At 67.6% G+C, this 19,697-nt stretch carries 13 protein-coding genes; 9 read left to right on the top strand and 4 right to left on the bottom strand.

Annotation, left to right across the window (positions count from 1 at the left end; all coding sequences use genetic code 11):
- The first annotated feature begins 94 nt into the window (after positions 1 to 94).
- The 6 genes from RPX00_RS33540 to RPX00_RS33515 all read left to right on the top strand — a co-directional run bounded on the left by RPX00_RS33540 (position 95) and on the right by RPX00_RS33515 (position 8,819).
- The gene (locus tag RPX00_RS33540; protein ID WP_406631369.1) at positions 95 to 1,888 is read left to right on the top strand and encodes an AAA family ATPase; all 1,794 of its coding nucleotides are present in this window, start codon (positions 95 to 97) and stop codon (positions 1,886 to 1,888) included.
- Positions 1,888 to 3,111, top strand: a complete 1,224-nt coding sequence (locus RPX00_RS33535) for a hypothetical protein (RefSeq protein ID WP_406631367.1) — start codon at positions 1,888 to 1,890, stop codon at positions 3,109 to 3,111. The genes RPX00_RS33540 and RPX00_RS33535 overlap by 1 nt, the downstream gene beginning before the upstream one ends.
- 289 nt (positions 3,112 to 3,400) lie before the next feature.
- Positions 3,401 to 4,237, top strand: coding sequence for an AAA family ATPase (locus RPX00_RS33530; protein ID WP_406631366.1), 837 nt, complete (start codon positions 3,401 to 3,403; stop codon positions 4,235 to 4,237).
- Positions 4,234 to 4,749, top strand: coding sequence for a hypothetical protein (locus tag RPX00_RS33525; protein ID WP_406631364.1), 516 nt, complete (start codon positions 4,234 to 4,236; stop codon positions 4,747 to 4,749). The genes RPX00_RS33530 and RPX00_RS33525 overlap by 4 nt, the downstream gene beginning before the upstream one ends.
- A complete protein-coding gene (locus RPX00_RS33520) occupies positions 4,638 to 5,588 on the top strand; it encodes an MFS transporter (protein WP_406631362.1) in 951 nt (316 codons plus the stop codon). The genes RPX00_RS33525 and RPX00_RS33520 overlap by 112 nt, the downstream gene beginning before the upstream one ends.
- Before the next feature lie 447 nt (positions 5,589 to 6,035).
- Positions 6,036 to 8,819 (top strand): AAA domain-containing protein, encoded by a 2,784-nt coding sequence (locus RPX00_RS33515; RefSeq protein WP_406631360.1) that lies wholly within the window; start codon positions 6,036 to 6,038, stop codon positions 8,817 to 8,819.
- 12 nt (positions 8,820 to 8,831) lie between these two features.
- Here RPX00_RS33515 and RPX00_RS33510 read toward each other — a convergent pair whose 3' ends face one another.
- The 3 genes from RPX00_RS33510 to RPX00_RS33500 form a co-directional block, all read right to left on the bottom strand.
- Entirely contained in the window at positions 8,832 to 9,776 is a 945-nt protein-coding gene (locus tag RPX00_RS33510; RefSeq protein WP_406631359.1) for a zinc-binding dehydrogenase, read from the bottom strand.
- Positions 9,777 to 9,850: 74 nt separating this feature from the next.
- Complete coding sequence (locus RPX00_RS33505) at positions 9,851 to 10,429, bottom strand: bifunctional DNA primase/polymerase (RefSeq protein WP_406631357.1); 579 nt, start codon at positions 10,427 to 10,429, stop codon at positions 9,851 to 9,853.
- Between the two features lie 426 nt (positions 10,430 to 10,855).
- A complete protein-coding gene (locus RPX00_RS33500; RefSeq protein ID WP_406631355.1) occupies positions 10,856 to 12,502 on the bottom strand; it encodes a hypothetical protein in 1,647 nt (548 codons plus the stop codon).
- Positions 12,503 to 12,758: 256 nt separating this feature from the next.
- Here RPX00_RS33500 and RPX00_RS33495 point away from each other — a divergent pair, with 256 nt between their 5' ends.
- A complete protein-coding gene (locus RPX00_RS33495; protein WP_406631353.1) occupies positions 12,759 to 13,952 on the top strand; it encodes an epoxide hydrolase family protein in 1,194 nt (397 codons plus the stop codon).
- Between the two features lie 10 nt (positions 13,953 to 13,962).
- Here RPX00_RS33495 and RPX00_RS33490 read toward each other — a convergent pair whose 3' ends face one another.
- Positions 13,963 to 14,847 (bottom strand): helix-turn-helix domain-containing protein, encoded by an 885-nt coding sequence (locus RPX00_RS33490; RefSeq protein WP_406631351.1) that lies wholly within the window; start codon positions 14,845 to 14,847, stop codon positions 13,963 to 13,965.
- A 57-nt stretch (positions 14,848 to 14,904) separates the two neighbouring features.
- Between RPX00_RS33490 and RPX00_RS33485 the strand changes: the two genes are divergently transcribed.
- Complete coding sequence (locus RPX00_RS33485) at positions 14,905 to 15,315, top strand: nuclear transport factor 2 family protein (RefSeq protein ID WP_406631349.1); 411 nt, start codon at positions 14,905 to 14,907, stop codon at positions 15,313 to 15,315.
- Between the two features lie 657 nt (positions 15,316 to 15,972).
- On the top strand, positions 15,973 to 19,686 hold the full coding sequence (locus RPX00_RS33480; RefSeq protein ID WP_406631347.1) for a hypothetical protein: 3,714 nt from the start codon (positions 15,973 to 15,975) through the stop codon (positions 19,684 to 19,686).
- Positions 19,687 to 19,697: the final 11 nt, after the last annotated feature.

Here is a 19,697-nt window from a genome sequence, read left to right as displayed (position 1 = left end):
TTGCCGGCAATCTCCGCTAGCCGGTCCAGTCCCGTGATGAGAGTTCACGCGCAGCAGCAGACGTTGCTCGACCCCAAGACTTGAGGCTTACCGCATGGTCGAATCTCCTGGCATCGCGTTCGGCACACCGGATTGCGACGTCTTCGCGCGCTACCCGGAACGGGTTCCCTGGAGTTCGGAGACCGTACCTGGACAAGATCAAAACCAGTTCCGAAGTGTGCGCAACCGTCTGAAGAAGCTTGCCGGGTGGCTGGCCGAAACGATACAGACGGAAGTGCGGTTGAGGAGTTTTGTCAGCACCCTGCAGCCGAACGGGCTCACCCCGGAGGATATGTGGTGCTGCATCTACCCCGCCGACGTGCCGAACAAATCGTACGCTCTCCAGGTCGCTCTCATCGTCTCCGAGGACGGTGCCGAGTTGTGCCTGTGCCTCGGCGCGGGCCGGTCCCAGCTCTCCGGACCGCAAAGGGCAATTGCGGAAGACTATCTGGAGCGCTTGCAAAGTGCCCTCCGGAACACTCCGCCATCAGTTGTCCAGGCCGTCGAGAAGGCATTGCCCTCCAACGCGAAATACCTGAACGCATGGCGGCAGCCGACCAAGAACAGCGATTTCGCCGGGCTCGGCGAATGGCTGGCCCACGCAAGCGGTCCGAACGGCCCCTCGTCCAGCATCTCGGTCTACCTGCCGGTCGAGGAACTGGATGCCCTGGGAGACCAGGTCTCGGATTCCTTCCTGGAGCTTGCCGAAGCCGCCGTCCCGCTGCTCGAGTACTGCTACCTCACCCCCGCGTCCGAACCAGAACCGAGCGAAGGTCGGGACGAGGAGGACAACGTGATTGACGACAGTCACTGGTCCAAGTTCACCGTCGAAGCCCTGCGAGACATCGCGCAGGCCGACCCTTACCGGCTGGAACTCGACCTCGATGTTTACCGCGCTGCCGTCGCTGCGCTGCACAGCGGGAAACACATCATTCTCACCGGGCCGCCGGGAACCGCGAAGACCACTCTTGCCGAGGCCCTGTGCCGGCTGGCTGAAGATGCCGGACTGTCGCGAGGGCACACCCTGACCACGGCTACGGCCGACTGGACGACGTACGAAACCATCGGCGGGCTTCGGCCCGCCAAGTCCGGAAGCCAGCTTGAGTTCCGGCCCGGCCCCTTCCTCGAAGCAGCGTCAGGGGCGCAATGGCTGATCGTCGACGAACTCAACAGGTCGAACTTCGACCGGGCGTTCGGGCAACTGTTCACCCTCCTTTCCGGCCAATCCGTGGTGCTGCCGTACGAGGACCGGAAAGACGGCAAGAGGATCGCCCTGGTCCTGGAAGGGGCTGCCAGCAGCTACAGCGCGCAGGACTACTCGATCATCCGGATCCCGCGGGCCTGGCGCATGCTGGCGACCATCAACGTCTTCGACAAGTCGTTGCTCTTCGAAATGTCGTACGCTCTCATGCGCCGGTTTGCGTTCATCGAGGTCGCATCGCCTGACACCGATGTCTTCCGGCGGCTTTGGAACCGCGAACTCGAAGGCATGGCCGACCAAGAAGCTCAGCGCATCGATTCGGTCCTCTCGGAACTGCTGAATCTGCGATCGATCAAAGACATCGGCCCCGCAGTCTTTGTGGACATGGCCCGGTTTGCGCGGTCGTACACTGTGGACGGAACTGCCACCTGGCAGAACAGCGACCTGCTTTACCAGCTGTTCTTCAGCTATCTGATGCCGCAGTACGAGGGCATCGACGATCGCAGCGGCCAGGATTTGCTCAGCCGATTGTCCAAGCTCGTCAGAAACCGCCACCTGGATAAGCTGAAATCTTCTTTCGCCGACGTCCTGGGCATTGTCGACCGGTCTAACGGTTCCGGTTCGAGCGAAGGCGAGCCTGCCTTGTGATGCACGATCTTGACTGGAACCGCAAAGCACTCGTCGGGCAAATCCGGGACCGGATCTGGTCCTATGTCTCGCCCGCCTCCCGGTTCGAGGTCCCCGGCCTGCTGACCGCGGCGGCGCTGCTGGGATGGCCGGAGCACCAGGTCAAGCGACTCGGCGAGCTGCATTTCCTGCTGTGCCGGGAAGTGCAGGACTTCATGACCTCGCTGCCGCTGCTGGCCAGGCGGCTGACCACCAGTTCGGCGCAGAACGAGCAGATCAGCCACGAGCGGCTCCACGGACCGGTTCGGTGGGATCGCACGCTGACCGGCCGTGCCGCGAGCGGATCGCAGCACAGCTACGTGACCGCGCCTGCCGAGCGCGTGTACCAGACCCCGGAGAACGAGCTGCTCGTGCACGTGCTCGACGGAGTCGTCAACGCCGCGAAGCTCCGGGACTGGGCGACCAGCAAATCCCGGGAAGAACCCGCAAAGCTCGTCCGAAAGCACCTGAATGATGCACAGCACTGGCAACAGAACAGAATGCTCCGCGACATCGACCGCGTCGCGCCGAGCCCGCGGTCCCTCGCGCGGATCCGGGCGGGTCGCACCAGCGAACGGTACACACCGGTTCTTCGCGCATACGAAAAACTCGTGTCCTTCGTGGAAACTCCTGAGCGCGAGGCGATCCAGGCAGCCATCGAAGGCGCCGGCCTCGTCACCGCACTCGACTCCATCCTTTTCGAACTAGCCACCACTTTCCGGGTAATCGACGCCTTGAACAGCCATGGCTGGAACGTGCAGCCGCTGTACTTGTTCAAGGGACGCGTGCATACGGACGGCCAGCAACCAGACGGACGGAAGATCGACGTGTGGTACCAGTCGCTTCCGCCAGACGTTCATTCTCCCTCGAAGTACAAAGAAATACTCACTAAGCATGGATTTTCCCAGCAACCTGATTTGCGTCCGGACCTTTGGCTCAGATGGACTGATCGGGGCGGGCGCACCCGATGGCTCCTTGTCGAATGCAAGCTGAGCCAGAGCAAAGGCGTCCAGACGGCCGCGCGGCATGCCCTGTCGGAACTCATTGGCTACCGAGAGGCATTCCGGACCACACTAGCGACCAGCGAGCCGCCGTACGGGCTCGGCGTCGCCTGGGGCGCGGGACTGGAACCCCAACTGGACAGCGATGTCGCGCTGTGCACTCCCGACATGCTCGACAAGGCGATGGCGGTTACCACGGGCTGAGGTCGCGCGCGGTGGCCATTCGGGCAGCCCGCCAGGAGCGCGAACCCTGCCTCAGCACCCCTCCCGACTCACGCGAACGCCCACCAATTCTGCGAATAATTCCCCCAACACCGCAACTATTTGCGATATTCGATAAGAAAAGAAAGCCGCACAACGATTCTCGAAGATCCCCCGCGCCGAGCCGAAGCTGACGGCAACCCTGCCCTGTCCGGAGCAATCGCATTGCTTTAGACAGGTTGCGGCTGGCAGGCTGGAAATCTGGTGGGCGCACTGAGAACTGGGGGACTCCGTGAGCGGAACCGCGCGCAATGTCGCCGTTTTGGGTACTGCGTCCGGAGTGGGCAAAACCTTGACGACCGTGGCGATCTGCCGGTGGCTGCGCCAGCGCGGGATCGACGTCGCGCCGTTCAAGGCGATGTCCATGCAGGACGGCGATTCGTTCTACCGCACCGAAACCGGCAGCGTGATCCACCATCACCAGGTGTACCAGGCGTCCGGCGCGAGGCTGTCCCCCGAGGCGACGATGAACCCGGTCGCGGTGTGGCGGCACGCCGGCCAGGTGAGGACGGCGGTCAACGGCAGGCGGGACGACCGCGTGCTCGGCCTCGCGCCCCGCCGGCGGACCGCGTTCCTGCGCGAGGCGATCATGGATTCCTACCGGGAGCTGTCGCGGCGGCACGAGTTCATCGTCATCGAGGGCTGCGGCAGCCCGGTCGAGCTGAACCTGCGCAGGCGGGACGTCTCGAATCTCTGGCTCACCAACCTCATCAAGGCGCCGTGCCTGCTGGTCGGCAGCGTCACCCACACCGGCGTGTTCGCCGCGATGATCGGCACGCTCAGCCTGATGCGGCCGTTCGAACGGGAGCGGGTGATCGGGCTCGTGGTGAACCGCTACATGGGCGACCCGCGCGATTTTATCTCCGGGATGCAGATCCTCGAGTCCCGCAGCGGCGTGCCGTGCTGGGGGACGATCCCCGACTACGACGGGCTCGGCCAGCTCGAGCGGACCCCGGACGATCCGGAGCAGACCCGCAAGCTCCTCGAAACCCCGGAACTGGACGAGGAAATCGACCGCTGGACCGCGCACGTCGCGAAACATCTGAGCCTGGATCGGCTCCTGCGGTGAGACTGGCCTCCGCACGCGGACGGTCCTGGGATCCGGTGCCGTTCGCCGTGCTGTGGGCGGGGCAGTTCGCGTCGGTGCTCGGCACGCTGATGACCAACTTCGGCATCGTACTGTGGGCCTGGCAGCGCACCGGGCAGACGACGCCGGTCGCGATGGTCGAGTTCTGTTCCTTCGGGGCGGTAGTCGTGTTCGGCCCGCTCGCCGGCGCGCTCTGCGACCGCTGGGGCAGGCTCCGGACGCTGGTGGCCAGCAACGCCGCCGCCGCGCTGCTGCTGGCCGGGCTGGCGACGGCGTCCGCGCTCGGTTCCCTTTCCACCGCAACGGTTTACGCCACTCTCGTGGCGCTCGGGATCGTGCTGGCCTTCCAGTACCCGGCGCTGCTGGCGTCGGTGTCCTTTTGGTGCCTCAACGCCACTACTCGCGCGCGAGCGGTCTGCTGTCGCTGGCGCTGTCCGTCGCGGGCGTCGTGGGGCCCGCGACAGCCACCCTCGTGCTTTCCCACGGCGGGTTGAGCACCGTGTTCGCCATCGATCTGGCCACTTACGCCTTCTGCGCGCTCGCGCTGACCGCGGTGGCGAAGCGGGTGCGCGAACCAGCTCCCACCGCCCGACGGCGGGGCTTGCGACACGACGTCGCCCACGGGTTCCACTACATCGCTTCCTGGCCCGGCCTTCGCGCCCTGCAGACCCTGTTCTTCCTGGCCTATTTCGCCACCATGTTCGGGGTGCTGATCTCGCCGATGGTCCTGGCCAGGTCGGGTGCCGCCGGAACCGCCGCGCTCGCCGCGGTGCTCGGCGCGGCCGGTGCCGGCGGCATCGTCGGCGGGGCGGTGACCGCGCTGTGGGGCAGGCGGCGCGGGCATCTGAAGGTGATCCTGCCCGGGTTCGTGCTCATCGGCCTGCTCGGTCAGATACCGCTCGGTGCCAGCGCGTCCCCGGCGGTCTGGATGGCGGCGTCGTTCGTCGGCGCGTTCCTCTATCCGCTGGTCGAGGCCGCCAACCAGGCACTGTGGCAGTCCTCGACGCCGCTGTCCGAGCAGGGCCGGATCTTCGCCGCGCGAAGGGTGCTCACCGAATCCGCCGGGGTGACCGTGCTGCTCATCGCGGGCCCGCTCGCCGACGGCGTGTTCGAGCCAGGCATGCGCGAACCCGGCCGGCTGCGCTCGGCTTTCGGGTGGCTGACCGGTACCGGGCCGGGCAGCGGAATGGCCGTCCTCCTGCTGCTGAGCGGCGTGCTGACCGCGCTCGCCGGATTGTGGGGGCTCACCGTCCGGGCGCTGCGCGACCTCGACCGCTTGCCGCCCACCCAAGAACACCGACCGGAGAACTCGATGACGATCAAGGAGCGATGAGACGCTGAGTCCGAGACCCGAACTGGTCTGGCAGGGACGCATTCACCTCGGCGACGAACCGGGAATCTACGGCGACTCAGCCTACGCGGGCCTCGCCGCGGAGCTGCCGCTGACGCTGGAGAAAAGCCCGCAGGCCACCACCGATAGCACCGGTGTCCCGCCGCAGGCGGCCGTCCCGAACAGGATCAACGCGGCGGCAAGCGCTCTTCGGATTGCCACAGATCCTCCCCCAGTCCGAAGACGATGCGGCGATTATCCCCGGCCGGGCTCCGGAAACGGGACCGTTGAAGACCAAGTCAGACCAATCATCGGAAATCGTCGTAAGCCTGCTATTTTTACTCACCAATACGCACTTGCCTCCGGTAAAGACAGCGATAACCGCAGCACAAAGGGTGGAACTTCTCGCTCTCGGCGACCACGGGTAATGTCCGGAGCATAGGGGGAAACGTGATCGATCCACGCAGCGAAGCGGTGCTGATCCGCAATCGCCAGACCGGTGTCTTCGAGGACAAGACCCGGGAGGTAGCGCGATACGAGTTCCAGCCCGCGCATCAGCGCATTCACCTCACCTTCACCGGCAAGGGCAAGACCTTTCCGTACGGCCCGGACCGCGTGCAGATCCTGCGTACCGCGGGGCGGCGCGTCCTGACGGGCGACGACCGGGTCGAAGTCAACGGAACCTTGTGGGAGAGCGCGACCGAAACCGCCGTGTTCCCGGGTGCCCAAGGCGCATGGTGCCGAGTCTTCTACCGTTCCGGCAGCGGAGAGAAATACCAGACCTACCCCGAGGCCCAGGTACGCGTCGTCACGTCGGGAACCGCGATACCGCTCGTCAATGACGTATTGCGCTATTGGCGGACGATCGTGTCCCGGCTCAGCTCCGACGATCCGTTGCGCACCCCGTACGACCGGCTCGCCTTCGTCCACCCGGAGAGCGTGCTCGCTTCGTATCTGACCGGAGCGCCGATCGCGACGCGGCCGCCGGACGCCGCTCCGATTTTCCCCTTCCGCTGCAATCTCAGTCAGCGCAAGGCGGTCGAAAACGGCCTGACCAGGTCGGTCTCGGTCATCGAGGGACCTCCGGGGACCGGGAAAACCGAGACCATCCTCAACCTGATCGCCAACATCACGGCCGTACAGCACAAGACCGTCGGCATCGTCTCGTTCGGCAACGCGGCGGTCGACAACGTCCGGGACAAACTCGGCGAACTCGGCTTCGGGCACATCCTCGGCAACCTCGGCCGCAAACAAAAGCGGGAGGAATTCTTCGCGCAGCAGCCGGCTCGCAACGCGGCGGTCGCGCAATTCGTGTCCAGCGCACCGCAACGCCCTGATCCGGGACAGCTGGCTGATCTGGACCGGCGGCTGCGGAAGCTGCAGGAGCACGAGCGCGTCCTTGCCGACCGCCGCCAGGCGCTCGACGCCCACCGTCTCGAACTACGGCACTTCGAACGCCATCTCGACCAGGAAGAGCTGCCTGACCTGGAAAAACTCCCGCTGCTGAAGAAGTCCGCGGACCGGGTCATGGACTACCTGGCCGAGAGCCAGCTCGAACTGACCGGCTCCCGTCCCCGGCTGCTGCGGCGGATCGGCAACTACTTCAAGTACGGTTCGCTGCGCATGCTCGACCCGGCGGACACCGATGTCGTGCTCCGCCTTCAGCTGGCGTACTACACCAAGCGGATCGCCGAGCTGGAACAGGAAGTCGAGCTGGCCGACAGCAGACTGCAACGGGCCGAATTCGAGCAGCTCGCCGAAGACCACAAGGACCTGTCCGTTCGCATTCTCCACGCCGGACTCGCGGACCGCTACCGAAAGCTGTCTCGCACCGTCTACGACGCGGACTCGTACCGGAGGGGTCGCACGTTCGAGACGTTCCTGGAGGACTACCCGGCGCTGCTCAGCACCTGTCATTCGCTGCGGGCCAGCATCGCCGAGGGATACCTGCTCGACTACCTGATCATCGACGAGGCTTCTCAGGTCAACTTGCTCCTAGCGGGCCTGGCGATGTCGTGTGCCCGCAACGTCATCGTCGTCGGCGACCAAAAGCAGCTCCCGCCCATCCCAGTCGAGGCCGCGGCCGATCTCGAGCCGCCGATGCCCGCTTACGACTGCCGGCGGCACAGCCTCCTGTCCTCTTTGGCGGAACAGTACGGCGCGGAACTGCCCAGCGCGCTGCTGCGCGAACACTACCGATGCGACCCGGCCATCATCGGCTTCTGCAACAAGAAGTTCTACGACGGCGAACTGATCCCGTACACCGTCAACAAGATCGAACAGCCGATGATCGTGGTGCGCACCGTCGAAGGCAACCACATGCGCCAGCACCACACCGGAGGGCGCTCGAACCAGCGCGAGGTGGACGTCATCAGCCAGGAGGTGATCCGGGACCACTGCCGGGGCTTCGCCGACGCGGACATCGGGATCACCACCCCGTACCGGCTGCAGGCCGACAAGACCCGCGACGTGCTCGACCAGATCCAGGCCGACACCGTGCACCGGTTCCAGGGCCGCCAGAAGCAGGTGGTCATCCTGACCACCGTCCTGGACGAGACGTGGCGCGGCCGCACCGGACTCCCGTTCGTCGACGATCCGCAGATGATCAACGTCGCGGTGTCGCGCGCGGTCCGGCGGTTCATCCTCGTGACCAACCACGACCTGATGCCGACCAGCAGGCACATCCAGGACCTGGTCGGCTACATCCGCTACCACAACCCTGGCGACGAGGTCGTCGACAGCACGGTGGTCTCCGTGTTCGACCTGCTCTACTCCGCCTATGCGCAGCGGTTGCGACCGCTGGCCGCGCGGCTCAAGAAGGAACTCAAGTACCCGTCGGAAGACATCATCTGGACTGTCCTGCACGACATCTTCGCCGAGCCGCGCTACGCGCATCTGACAGCCGTTCCGCAGGTGCTCCTGAAGAACCTCCTGCCGGATTTCGACCGGCTCACTCCGGAGCAAACCGCGTACGCGAAGCGGCGGGCATCGCTCGATTTCGTGGTCTACAACCGAGTGACCAACCAACCGCTGCTGGCCATCGAGGTCGACGGATTCGCCTTCCACGAGAACAAACCAGCCCAGCTGGCCCGCGACGCGCTCAAGAACGAGATCTTGCGCGCGCACGACTTTCCGCTGTTGCGGCTGCCCACCACCGGCAGCGGCGAGCAGCAACGGATTCTCGACGCCCTCGCCAGCGCCGAAGACCACTGGGCTCAACGCACCGCACAGTGACCGCCCGTCCGTTCACTCCATCCGCAGCACGACCTTCCCCAGCTTCCCCGCCGACCCCAGCCGCTCATACGCCTTCAACGCCTCTTCCAGTGGAAAAACACTGTCGACCGGCACCGAGACCCGACCCTCCGCGAGGGCATCGAGCAGCCCCGCCCGCACCCGCCTCGCCAGCACCGCTTTCTCGACCGTGCTGCGGGAGCGGATCGTCGAGCCGAGCACGCGGCCGCGGACCCGCATGAGGTCGAACAGCCGCAGCGGCGACTCCTGCCCCGCGCCGACGCCGATGACGAGTATCCGGCCGTACGGGTTGAGCCACTGCACGCGGCGCAGGCAGTCCTCGCCGCCGACCAGTTCGACGACCACGTCGTAGGGGCCGTTTTCCTCTTCCTGGTCCGGTGTCACGACTTTCGCGCCCGGAACCAGCTCGCGCACCGCGGCGTGCGACTCCGCGCGCCGTACGCTCGCGACGACTTCGGCCCCGGCGAATCCGGCGACCTGGACCATCGCGGTGCCGACCCCGCCCGCCGCCCCGGTGACCAGCACGCGCTCGCCGGGACGCACCCCGGCTTGCTCGACCAGCCCGTCCCAGGCAGTGCTGAACGCCTCCGGGAACCCGGCGGCCCGGACGTCGTCGACCTGATCCGGGATCGGCAGCAGAAGGCTTGCCGGGACCGCGATCCGTTCGGCGTGCCCGCCACCGCCCACCACGGCCATGACCCGGTCGCCCACGGCCCAGGTCCCGTCGCGGTCAGCCTGTTCCACCACTCCGGCGACCTCCAAGCCAGGGATGTCTTCCGGCCAGCCCGGCGGGGCGGGGTACGTGCCTTGGGCCTGTTGCAGGTCCGCCGCGTTCAGCCCGGCGGCGTGGATCCGGACGATCACCTGGTCGCCGTGTGCGACGGGGTCGGGTGCCTCGCCGAGTTCGAACTTGCCGTCCCTGATGGTTACCGCGCGCATGCGCGTTCGCCCCTTCCGCCGTTGCTGCTTCTGATCTTGGCAACAGCGGAAGCGACCGTGCGTGTTCCCGGCGGCTACCCGGATTCTCCGGACAGTTCCGCGAGCTTGCCCAGGATCTCGGCGCCGTCGCCCAGCCTGGGACAGTTCAGCGGCGAGATCCGCCACCACACCACCCCCGCGACGACCCTGCTCGGCGGGAGAACGACGAGCGCTCCCTGCGAAACGCACTCGACCCCGCACACCGTCCCGCAGTCGCGGCACGTGCCGGGTTCGACGAAGAACAGCGCACCGCGCGGCGAGATCGCTACCGGGCCTATCGGAGCGCCTCCGTCGAAGGCGGCCAGGGTTCGCCAGCCCAGGTAGGTCGGGGTGCGCAGCACGTCGAACTGGCCTCCCGCCGGCGCGAGGATCGACTGGCGGTGCACGGACCACCATTGCGAGATGACGCGGTGGTCGACGGTGGCGGCGGAACGGGGCACCGTCGGTTCTCGCGGGCCGAGCGGTGCGTGGCTGACCGGGTGCCAGGTCGTCAGCCCGTCGCACACCGGGCCTGGCAGGACCGGCCAGCCCAGCGCGGCGTAATGCTGGGCCGCCGTGCGCAGCGCGACTCCGTGGTGTCCGGTCAAGCAGGTGCCGCGCGCGGCAACGGTCATCGCAACGATTCCTTCCGTGGCTGGAGTCAGCGCCGCTGCTTTCGCGGCACGCCCGATTCGGCCGTCCTCGGCGGACGTGCGGCCGCGATCAGCCGCAGCACGAGCGAACGCGGCCACCGGAGGTCGGGCTCTCGTTTGCGCGGGGGCATCCGGCTCATCTCCTTTCCGCACGGACCCGACCACCATGAAGCGGCGGCCGTCGGCGGACCAGCCAGCGAACCGGCGCCTAACCGGCAGCAAACCGGAACCGGGCGCGGCTCGCGGTGCGCCGGAAATGCGCACTGACCAGGCGAGGAAGGAAAGCCGCCGCACGCCGGAGGTGCCGAGCGCCGTCGACGAGACGTACGGGGCGTTCAGGACGGGGCAGCGGCGAGAGCCAGCGCGTCACCGCGTCGGAGGTCGCTTGATCGAGCCTAGCTCCGAAGATCAGCCGCGCGTGAGAAGCGTCCATTCCGCGGTGGCCTCGACCACCTGGAAGTGCTGCGCCAGGTAGCCGCCGTAGACGCGGGTCATCGCCTCGACGGTGTCCTGGCAGCAGCCCTGCCCTGGCCGCAGCTTGGGCACCATGACCCATTGCGCCGCACCGAAAACCTCTTCCGCCGGCGGGTGGGTGCGCTCGTCGAAACTGATCGCCAGGTCCCACCAGAGCGGGCCGCCGGTGACCGGGGTCAGGTCGAGCGCGAAGGCGAAGGGGTTGGCCAAGGACATGCTGAGCACGCGGTCGCCGGGCCGGATGTGGCGGCGTAGCAAGGCAAGACCGTCGTTGAGCATCGCGGGGACGGCCGCGGAGTTGCGGTACGCGGTCGTCCAGGTCGCGTCCGCGGGGACGACGAAGTCGCGCAGGTGCGGGCTGGCGATTTGCTGCGACGACGGGGGTGTCGCGACGAGATCCCGGCGGCCGGCGCTGATGCCGAGCGCCAGCGCGTCCTTCCCGGCGATCGGCGCTGTCGTCGCGACGAGCAGCAGGACGAGCCCGGCGAGCAGAGGCGCCGGAATCCGGCGCTGGCCGTCGCCGCCGGTCCAGCGCGGCAGATCCGGTTTCAGGACCGCTACCAGCACGAGCGGGATGACGACGAGCGCGGCGAGGTCGGACTTCTCCGGGCTGTTGGCGGCGGAGATCACGACGCTGGAGCCGAGTACGAACAGCGTGATCACGAGCAGTCGCCACGGCCGGGCCGCCTCGCCGTGCCGCCGGGCCAGGACAAACAGACCGGCCACGACGAGCAACGCGAGCACGCCGACCGGTGCGTTGTAGGCCGCGCTGTGCAGCAGCATGTCCAGCCGTTTTCCGCTTCCCTGCGCGGCGAACGCGGTGGCGACGTCTCGTGCGTAGGCGCCGGGGTTGATCCCGAAACCCAGCCAGAACACCACGACGAGCAGCCCGAACCCGCCGAGCACGCCGGGGATCGCCCGCGCGGCGAGGGTGCGCAGGAGCAGACCGAGGACTACGGCGACCACGCCCAGCAGGAAGAAATTCGCCTTGTCGTAGGCGAGCAGGCCGAGCAGCAGCCCGATGACCGCGCCGTCGGCGAGCGGCCGGGGTGTGCGCGGCCGGATCAGCACGGCGAGCAGCAGCGCGGAGTAAAGCAGCCAGCCGAACTTGTTGTAAAGCATCGCGTATGTCGTCGTTCCCGGTGAATAACCCGGCGGCCGTACGGAAATAACCAGTAATGCGGCGAAAACGGTGAAGCCTGTCGCATACCCGCCGGGCAGGCGCCGATGCGCGACATATCCGGCGAGCACCGTCGCGATGGGGAGAAACAGCAGGATGCCGTAAGTGACCGCGGCGAGCGACGGCACTGCCTGCATCTTCATGCCGAGCGAGGTGAGCACGTAGACGAGCGGGCCGATGGCGTTCGAGAAGTCGGCGCCGGGCACCTGTCCTTGTGCGATGCGGTAGCCGCCGTCCAGCAGGATGAAGTTGTCCCAGGGCGCCACGAGCGCGACCGGGCCGAGCCACCAGGAGAACACGCCCAGCAGGACGACGGCGGTCACGGTCAGCAGCGGCCAGCGCACCCGGCGGCGCGGGAAAGCGGACAATTCCCCGACGCGGACGTCATTTTCGGCAGACATGCGCTTCCCATCCCCAGAATTCGTTCGGCTGATCATTTCTCGATAGCGGAAAAGGGCACCGATGCGGCGTCGCACCGTCATCGGGAAGGAAATGCCGGGCGTTACACGCTACGCCGTTCGGCGGCACGCGGGAAAGTTATAGACGAACACATTTCTTTTATGGTTCAGACCATCCCGTGACCGACCGCAATTATCGACTCGCACACCGCAATCTCCGACATTGAAGCAGTACCCGCCCGGCCCTACGGTTCGTTTCGTGGCTGATTTTTTCGCGGACGAGACCCCGTCCGGTCCCGAACCCTTCCCCGTGCAGGTCGCCGACGCGGACCTCGCCGACCTGCGGGCCAGGCTGGACCGCGTGCGGCTGCCCGAACCCGAGACCGTGCCGGACGAGACGCAGGGCATCCGGCTGGCCGACCTGTCGATGCTGCTGACCGCCTGGCGCGAGCACGACTGGCCCGCGCGGCAGGCGCGGTGGAACGCCATTCCCCACTACCGGGCGGTGCTCGACGGCCTCGGCATCGCGTTCTGGCACGTCCGCTCCCCCGAGCCGGACGCGCTGCCGCTGGTGCTGACGCACGGCTGGCCCGGTTCGATCCTCGAGTTCGAGGACGTCGCCGGGCCGCTGAGCGATCCGGTCGCGCACGGCGGTTCCGCGCGCGACGCCTTCCACCTGGTGATCCCGTCGCTGCCCGGGTTCGGGTTCAGCGACCGTCCCCGCAGGCGCGGCTGGGATCCCGGGCGCACCGCGCGGGCGTGGGCGGAGCTGATGACCGTGCTCGGCTACGACCGGTTCGGCGCGCACGGCGGGGACTGGGGCGCGTTCGTGAGCACCGAACTCGCGCGCATCGCCCCCGAGCGCGTCACGGGCCTGCACCTGACGATGCCGCTGGCCTCCCCGCTGCCCGAGGACCTGATCGCGCCCGCCCCGGACGAACAGCGGATCCTCGACCGGCGGAACCTGCACATGATCGACGGCTACGGTTTCGGCCTGCAGATGAGCACCCGCCCGCAGACCCTCGGCTACTCGCTGCTCGACTCCCCCGCCGGGCTGGCCGCGTGGCTGGGCGAGAAATTCATCGCCTACGGCGACAACCGGCCCGGATCCGGCGGCGGCGTGCGCATTTCGCAGCAGGTCGACAACATCGCGCTGTACTGGCTGACCGGCACCGGCGCCTCGTCTTCCCGGTGGTACTGGGAGGCGATGCGCTGGGTGCCGCGCGGCGCGGAGGCGGAGAACGCGCAGCCGATCACCACGCCGACCGCCTGCTCGCTCTTCCCGGCCGACCCGTGGCCGACCGCCCGCCGCTGGGCCGAACGCCGCTACCTCGACCTGCGCTCCTGGAACGACCTCGACCGCGGCGGCCACTTCCCCGGCCTGGAGCAGCCGGAGCTGCTGGTGTCCGAGATCAGGAACGCGTTCCAGCACGCGCGGCTCGTATCCGCTTGAGGCCGCGGTGTCAGGAATCGCGGTACGCCGAAGGCCGCACCCCGGTCTCCCGGAGGAAGGCCTTCGACAGCACGGCCGGGTCCGCGAAGCCGCATCGGGCGGCGATTTGGGAGAGCGTCAGGTCGGTGTCGCGCAGCAGCCGTTTCGCCTCGTCGATCCGCAACCGGGTCAGATACCGGTACGGCGTCACTCCCGTCGCCTCCTTGAAGACCCGGACGAGGTGGTAGACGCTCAGATGCACCTCGTCGGCGAGGTCGGCCAGCGTGACCGGCTCGGCGAGCCGCTCCCGCATCGCCGTGACCACCGCGCGCATCCGCTCGTTCTCCCGCTTCGGCACCGCCTCGGCGGAGCGCCGGGTGTGGCGGGTGAGCAGGTGCATCGCCAGGAACGCCGCCGCGGACTCGGCATACAGATCGTCGCCCGCGCCGCCGACCGTCCGGACGATCTCCTCGGCAAGCGGATCACCCGCATTCACCGACGCGGCCAGCGCCTCGAAGTCCACCGCTGGACCGCCGAGCTGCCCCGCCGCCGAATCGAACGCGGCACGCGGAAGGTGGACCTGCACACTGGCCAGCGACTCGTCCGCCCGGTAACGGCGCTCGGCGGGCTGATCCGGGATCATCAGCTCGAGCCGCCCCGGCTCCCACGGAGCGCGCACCCACCGGCCGCCTCGGCGCGTCTCCATCACCGCGCGTCCCGCGACCGGCAGCACCAGATGCAGATCCGCCGCGGCGGGCAGCGTCATGTCCTCGGCCACCGGGACGTGCTCGAACCGCTGCACCAGCAAGGACTGCCAGCCGGAATCCTCCCAGCTGCAGTACGTCCGCCGGACGTAACGGTCCATCTCGAAACCGGCGTACGGCTGGAGATCAAGGCGCTTGGAGTCGAACACCATGCGACCCAGGCTATCGACGGATCCTTCGCCCCGAAACGCTCGACCACAGGAGGTTCGATGACCACACCCCATCCCGCGCGCACCGCCAGCCAGGCCTTGCACGCCGCCGTCCGGAAGCGGGACAAGGACGCTTGGCTTGCGCTGTTCGCCGCCGATGCCCTTGTCGAGGACCCGGTCGGGCCTTCGCAGTTCGACCCTTCCGGCGAAGGGCATCGGGGGCTCGACGCTATCTCGGCGTTCTGGGATCTGGCTATCGCGCCCAATGAGTCGATCGATTTCCAGTTCGAGGACTCTTTCGCGTGCGGGAACGAGGTCGCCTTCACCGGGCGGGTGCACAGCCGTCATGACGGGCGGGTGCTTGACGCTGAGGGGGTGTTCGTTTACCGGGTCGACGAAGTGGGGAAGATCGTTGCGGTGCGGGCTTTTTGGGAGGTGGAGCGGACTATGCGGACAATGCGGCCTGCTTGACCGCGACCGCTTCTGCGGCCAGCCTGGTGCGCAATCCGGAGGTCCGTGAAGGACTCTTTGAGGGAATCAGAGTTCCCCTGCCAGGGACTCGAGGCGGCGCTGTGGATGCCGTCGAGGCCCGTCTGCCCGGATCGAAGAGGCGAGCCAGGACCAGTGCGGCTCTTGGCGTGCCGGCGGGTGGCGGGCGCGGGATTGGGTCGTCCGTGAGGGCCGCCTTCACGGAATCTGATTCCCTCAGGGGTCCCTTCACGGACCCGTCGGACATGGTCATACGGGCATCAATCGGGCAATTCAGCAGCTCCAGTGTCCTTTATGGACGGTCCAGCAGGCATGCGGCTACGCAGCTCAGTCCCTGGCATGGAGACTCCGATTCCCTCAAGGAGTCCTTCACGGACTTCCGCGAGCGCGGAGTGCCGCATCGCCGCGGCACGAAGACAACCGGAAGCCCTCGGCCGATACCGCGAATATCGCGACGCGAGGCCCCAGCGAGCCCAAGAGAAAGTGTCCTCGCTGCAGATCAATCCAGCGACTTCCGTTTCACCGGCTCCGCCAGCCGACCCGGACGACAGAACGGCGACGGAACGGTGACACCGCCGCCACGCCTCGGATGCCACTCTTCGGTGTTCGCCCGCCTGCCGTGGAAAGGGTTCGAGGCCGATGCCGTCGAAGGCTCTCGCGCTGCGGACGAGAACGCCGACGACGCGCCCAGCTCCGGTGACCACGACCAAGGCTCCAGTCAACCGGCCAGACACCCGTGACCAGGCCGTTCCCTCAACACGGACGCCGTCGAACGCGGCGACCAGCGTCGAGCTGGCACGGCGTCCAGGAGCGCTGCCGCCCGCGCTGCGGCCGGTCCCGCCTGCCGGGCAGAACACTCTCGGCAACGCCGCCGTCGCCGCGGTCAAGCTGGCCAATCAGCCTGCTCCGGCCCAGCAACCGGCGGCACCCGCATCGGCTGGAAAGCCGGAAACCGCGCCGGAAAAGCAAAAACGGCCCGGTCCCAACGCGGATCCGAAGTTTCTCAGCCTCAAGAAAGAAGTCCAGCACAAGAAGCGCACCGTCGCCGCGTCCCATCCCCCGCCGCGCACCGAAGCCGCATCGGCGCAGGACGCGGCATTGCCGCCGAAGGACGACGCGGAGGCTCAGGGCAAGACCGCCAATGCCGAGAAGATGAACGCGGCCCAGCCGAAGGAATTCGACCGGGAAGCGTTCATCAAGGCGGTCGAAAAGGCGATCGCCGACAAGGCGCCGAAGAACCTCGACGAGGCCGACAAGTTCGCCGGTTCCGGGAAAGCCGGCGAGATCCGGACGCAGGTGCAGGGCAAAGTCGGCGAGGGCAAAACAGACTCCGCCGCGCAGGTGGCGGCGACGACCGAGGCACCGCCCGACACGTCGGCGGCAGTGCCCAAGAAGGTCGTCCCGATGGCCGCCGACCGTCCGCCCGCGACGCCGGGAGCGCCCGACGCGGCGAACGCGCTGCCGGACAAGCTGCCGCCCTCGGCGACCGATCTGTCGGCGGGTCCGGCGCGCGTCAATCAGCAGATGGCGGACGCCCACGTCACCGAAACGCAGCTGAAGAAGTCCAACGAACCGTCCTTCGCCAACGCGCTCGCGGCCAAGAAGACCGCCGAGCACCACTCCGACGTCACGCCGGGCAAGCTGCGCAAGAACGAGGCCGGCCAGCTGCAAGAGTCCACAATGGACGCCAAACGCACGGGCGCCGCGGCGATGAACGCGATGGGCGCGCAGCGGATCCGCACCGGGCAACAGGTCGGGTCGGGCAAGGCCGGGGCCAAGGGCCGCGACGAGGACAAGCGCGCCAAGGTCACCGCGATCCTGCAGGGCGTCTTCGACACGATGAAGCAGGACGTCGAGGGCATCCTGAACGGCCTCGACAAGCTCGTCGACGACCAGTTCGGCCGGGGCGAGCAGGCGGCGCGGGACGCGTTCACCGCCGAGCACCGGCAGAAGATGGACGAGTACAAGGACCGGCGGTACTCCGGCATCCTCGGCAAGGCGCGCTGGGTCAAGGACCTCTTCGCCGGTCTCCCCGACGAGGCGAACAAGATCTTCGACGAGGCGCGCGACCACTACCTCCAGCGGATGCGCCAGGTCATCTCGGACGTCGCCACCACGGTCGCCACGGAGCTGAACCGCGCGAAACGCCGCATCGCCCAGGGCCGGGCGGATCTGCAGAACGAGGTCAAGAAGCTGCCCGCCGACCTGCAGGCGATCGGCAAGGAGGCCGCGGCCGGTTTCTCGGACCAGTTCGACGAACTCAGCCAATCCGTCGACGACAAGGGCACCGAACTCGTCGACACCCTGGCCACGAAGTACACCGACGCGCTGAAGGCGGTCGACTCCGAGATCGCCGAGGAGAAGGAGAAGAACAAGGGCCTGGTCGACAAGGCGGTCGACGCGGTCAAGGGCGTCATCCAGACGATCCTGGAACTCGGTCGGCTGCTGCTGTCGGTGCTGGCGAAGGCGGCGTCGGCGGTGCCGCTGATCCTGGCCAACCCGATCGGGTTCCTGGGCAACCTGGTCACGGCGGTCGGTGCTGGGCTGCGCCAGTTCCTGCGCAACATCGGCACGCATCTGCAGCAGGGCGTCCTGTCGTGGCTGCTCGGCAAGGCGACCGAAGCCGGGCTGGAACTGCCCGCGAAGTTCGACGCCGAAGGCGTGCTGAAACTGCTGGCGAGCCTGCTCGGCCTGACCTGGCAGGCGCTCCGCGCCCGCATCGTCCGCCGCGTCCCGGAACCTGCCGTCGCGGCGGCGGAGACGGCTGTGCCGCTGGTAGCCGAGGTGCGCAAGCGCGGGGTCGCCGGGATGTGGAACGACCTGAAGGGCCGGGTCGGGGATCTCAAACGGGATCTGGTCAGCAAGGTCATCGAGTACGTGACGCCGACCATCGTCATCGCCGGGATCACGTGGGTGATCTCGCTGCTGAACCCGGCGTCGGCGTTCGTGCGCGCGGTGAAGCTGATCATCGACATCGTCCGGTTCGTCGTCACCCAGGCGCGGCAGATCATCGACTTCGTGAACGCCGTCCTGGACGCGGTGATCGCCATCGCGCGCGGGGGTTCGGGCGGGGTGCCGTCGCTGGTGGAACGCGCGCTGGCCCGGTCGATTCCGGTGCTGCTGGGGTTCCTCGCGTCGCTGCTGGGGCTGGGCGGGGTCGCGGCGAAGGTGAAGCAGATCGTCCAGGCGATGGCGAAACCCGTTGGGCGGGCTATTGATTGGGTGATCGACAAGATCGTCGGGCTGGTCAAGAAGCTGTGGGCGAAGCTCAAGGCGAAGGTCGGGAGGAAGAAGCCCCGGAAGGACCGGCCGAGGCTCGGCAAGCCAGCGCCGCGCCGCCGGACTCCGAGGCCAGGAAAGCCCCGACCGAAACACGATCGGCGGCCGCCGGGCAAGAAGGCGACTCCACAGGACTTCGAGCGCATCCTGAACGCCGCATTGCGCGAAGCGCGCGCCCTGGTCAAGGCGCGGATGCCGGTCGGCAAGATCAAGGCCCGGCTGCCCGGGATCCGCGCCCGGCACGGACTCAGCAAACTGGTCGTGGTCGTCGAGCGCATTCAGGGCACCCGCCACATCGTCCATTTCGTGGCGGCCGTCAACCCCGAGAAGGCGAGCCCGCCGGAGGGAACGCCGCTCGACGAGGAAACGGTCCGCGCGGACTACGGCATGCTCATCAAGAACCAGCGCATGTTCCAGCGCACCGCCGACCAGCGCGGAGTGGTCATCGACGTCCGGCCGACCAACAAGGACTCGGTGCCGCACCTCGAACGCGGCGCCTTCTACAAGCCGGTCGACATCAAGGCCAAGACGGTCAACACCGCCGACACCTACCTCGGCGTCGAGCCGGAGAAGAAGGGCCTGGTCGGCTTTTTCCTCAGCCATCCGCCGCGGCCGAAGCGGGCGGGGCTGACGAAGGAACAACGGGCGGCGGGGCGCGACCGGTACCGGATGCGGACCGAGGAACGGCAGACCTACCTGGAGAAGATGAAGAAACTCGGCCGGAAAGAGCTGGGGCCCGGCCGGTTCGACGTGTCCGGCTACATCGTGCACGGCTACGACAAGCACCGCGCCCGGCGGCCGATCGCCGGCGACCACGACCTGTACGACATCCGCAGGCCGGACGGGTCCGAGCTGTCCAAGCCGGAGTACGACCAGCTGATCACGGACATGATCCGGGACGAGTTCGGGGTGATGCACGGCGCGGTCGTCCAGTGGGAGCCGAAGGATCCGACCGAGCGGGCGATGAAGGACAAGCTGGTGGCGCAGCATCGCCGGGACGGCAGCGAGGGCCTGGTCCGGTTCGTTCCCGGCCGCGCGCAGCCCCTGTTCGTCTACGCTGAAACACCACTGTGAACCGGGCTGCG

This window comes from Amycolatopsis sp. WGS_07 (assembly GCF_045278895.1).
GTDB lineage: Bacteria > Actinomycetota > Actinomycetes > Mycobacteriales > Pseudonocardiaceae > Amycolatopsis.
This window is presented reverse-complemented; position numbering and strand designations above follow the sequence as displayed.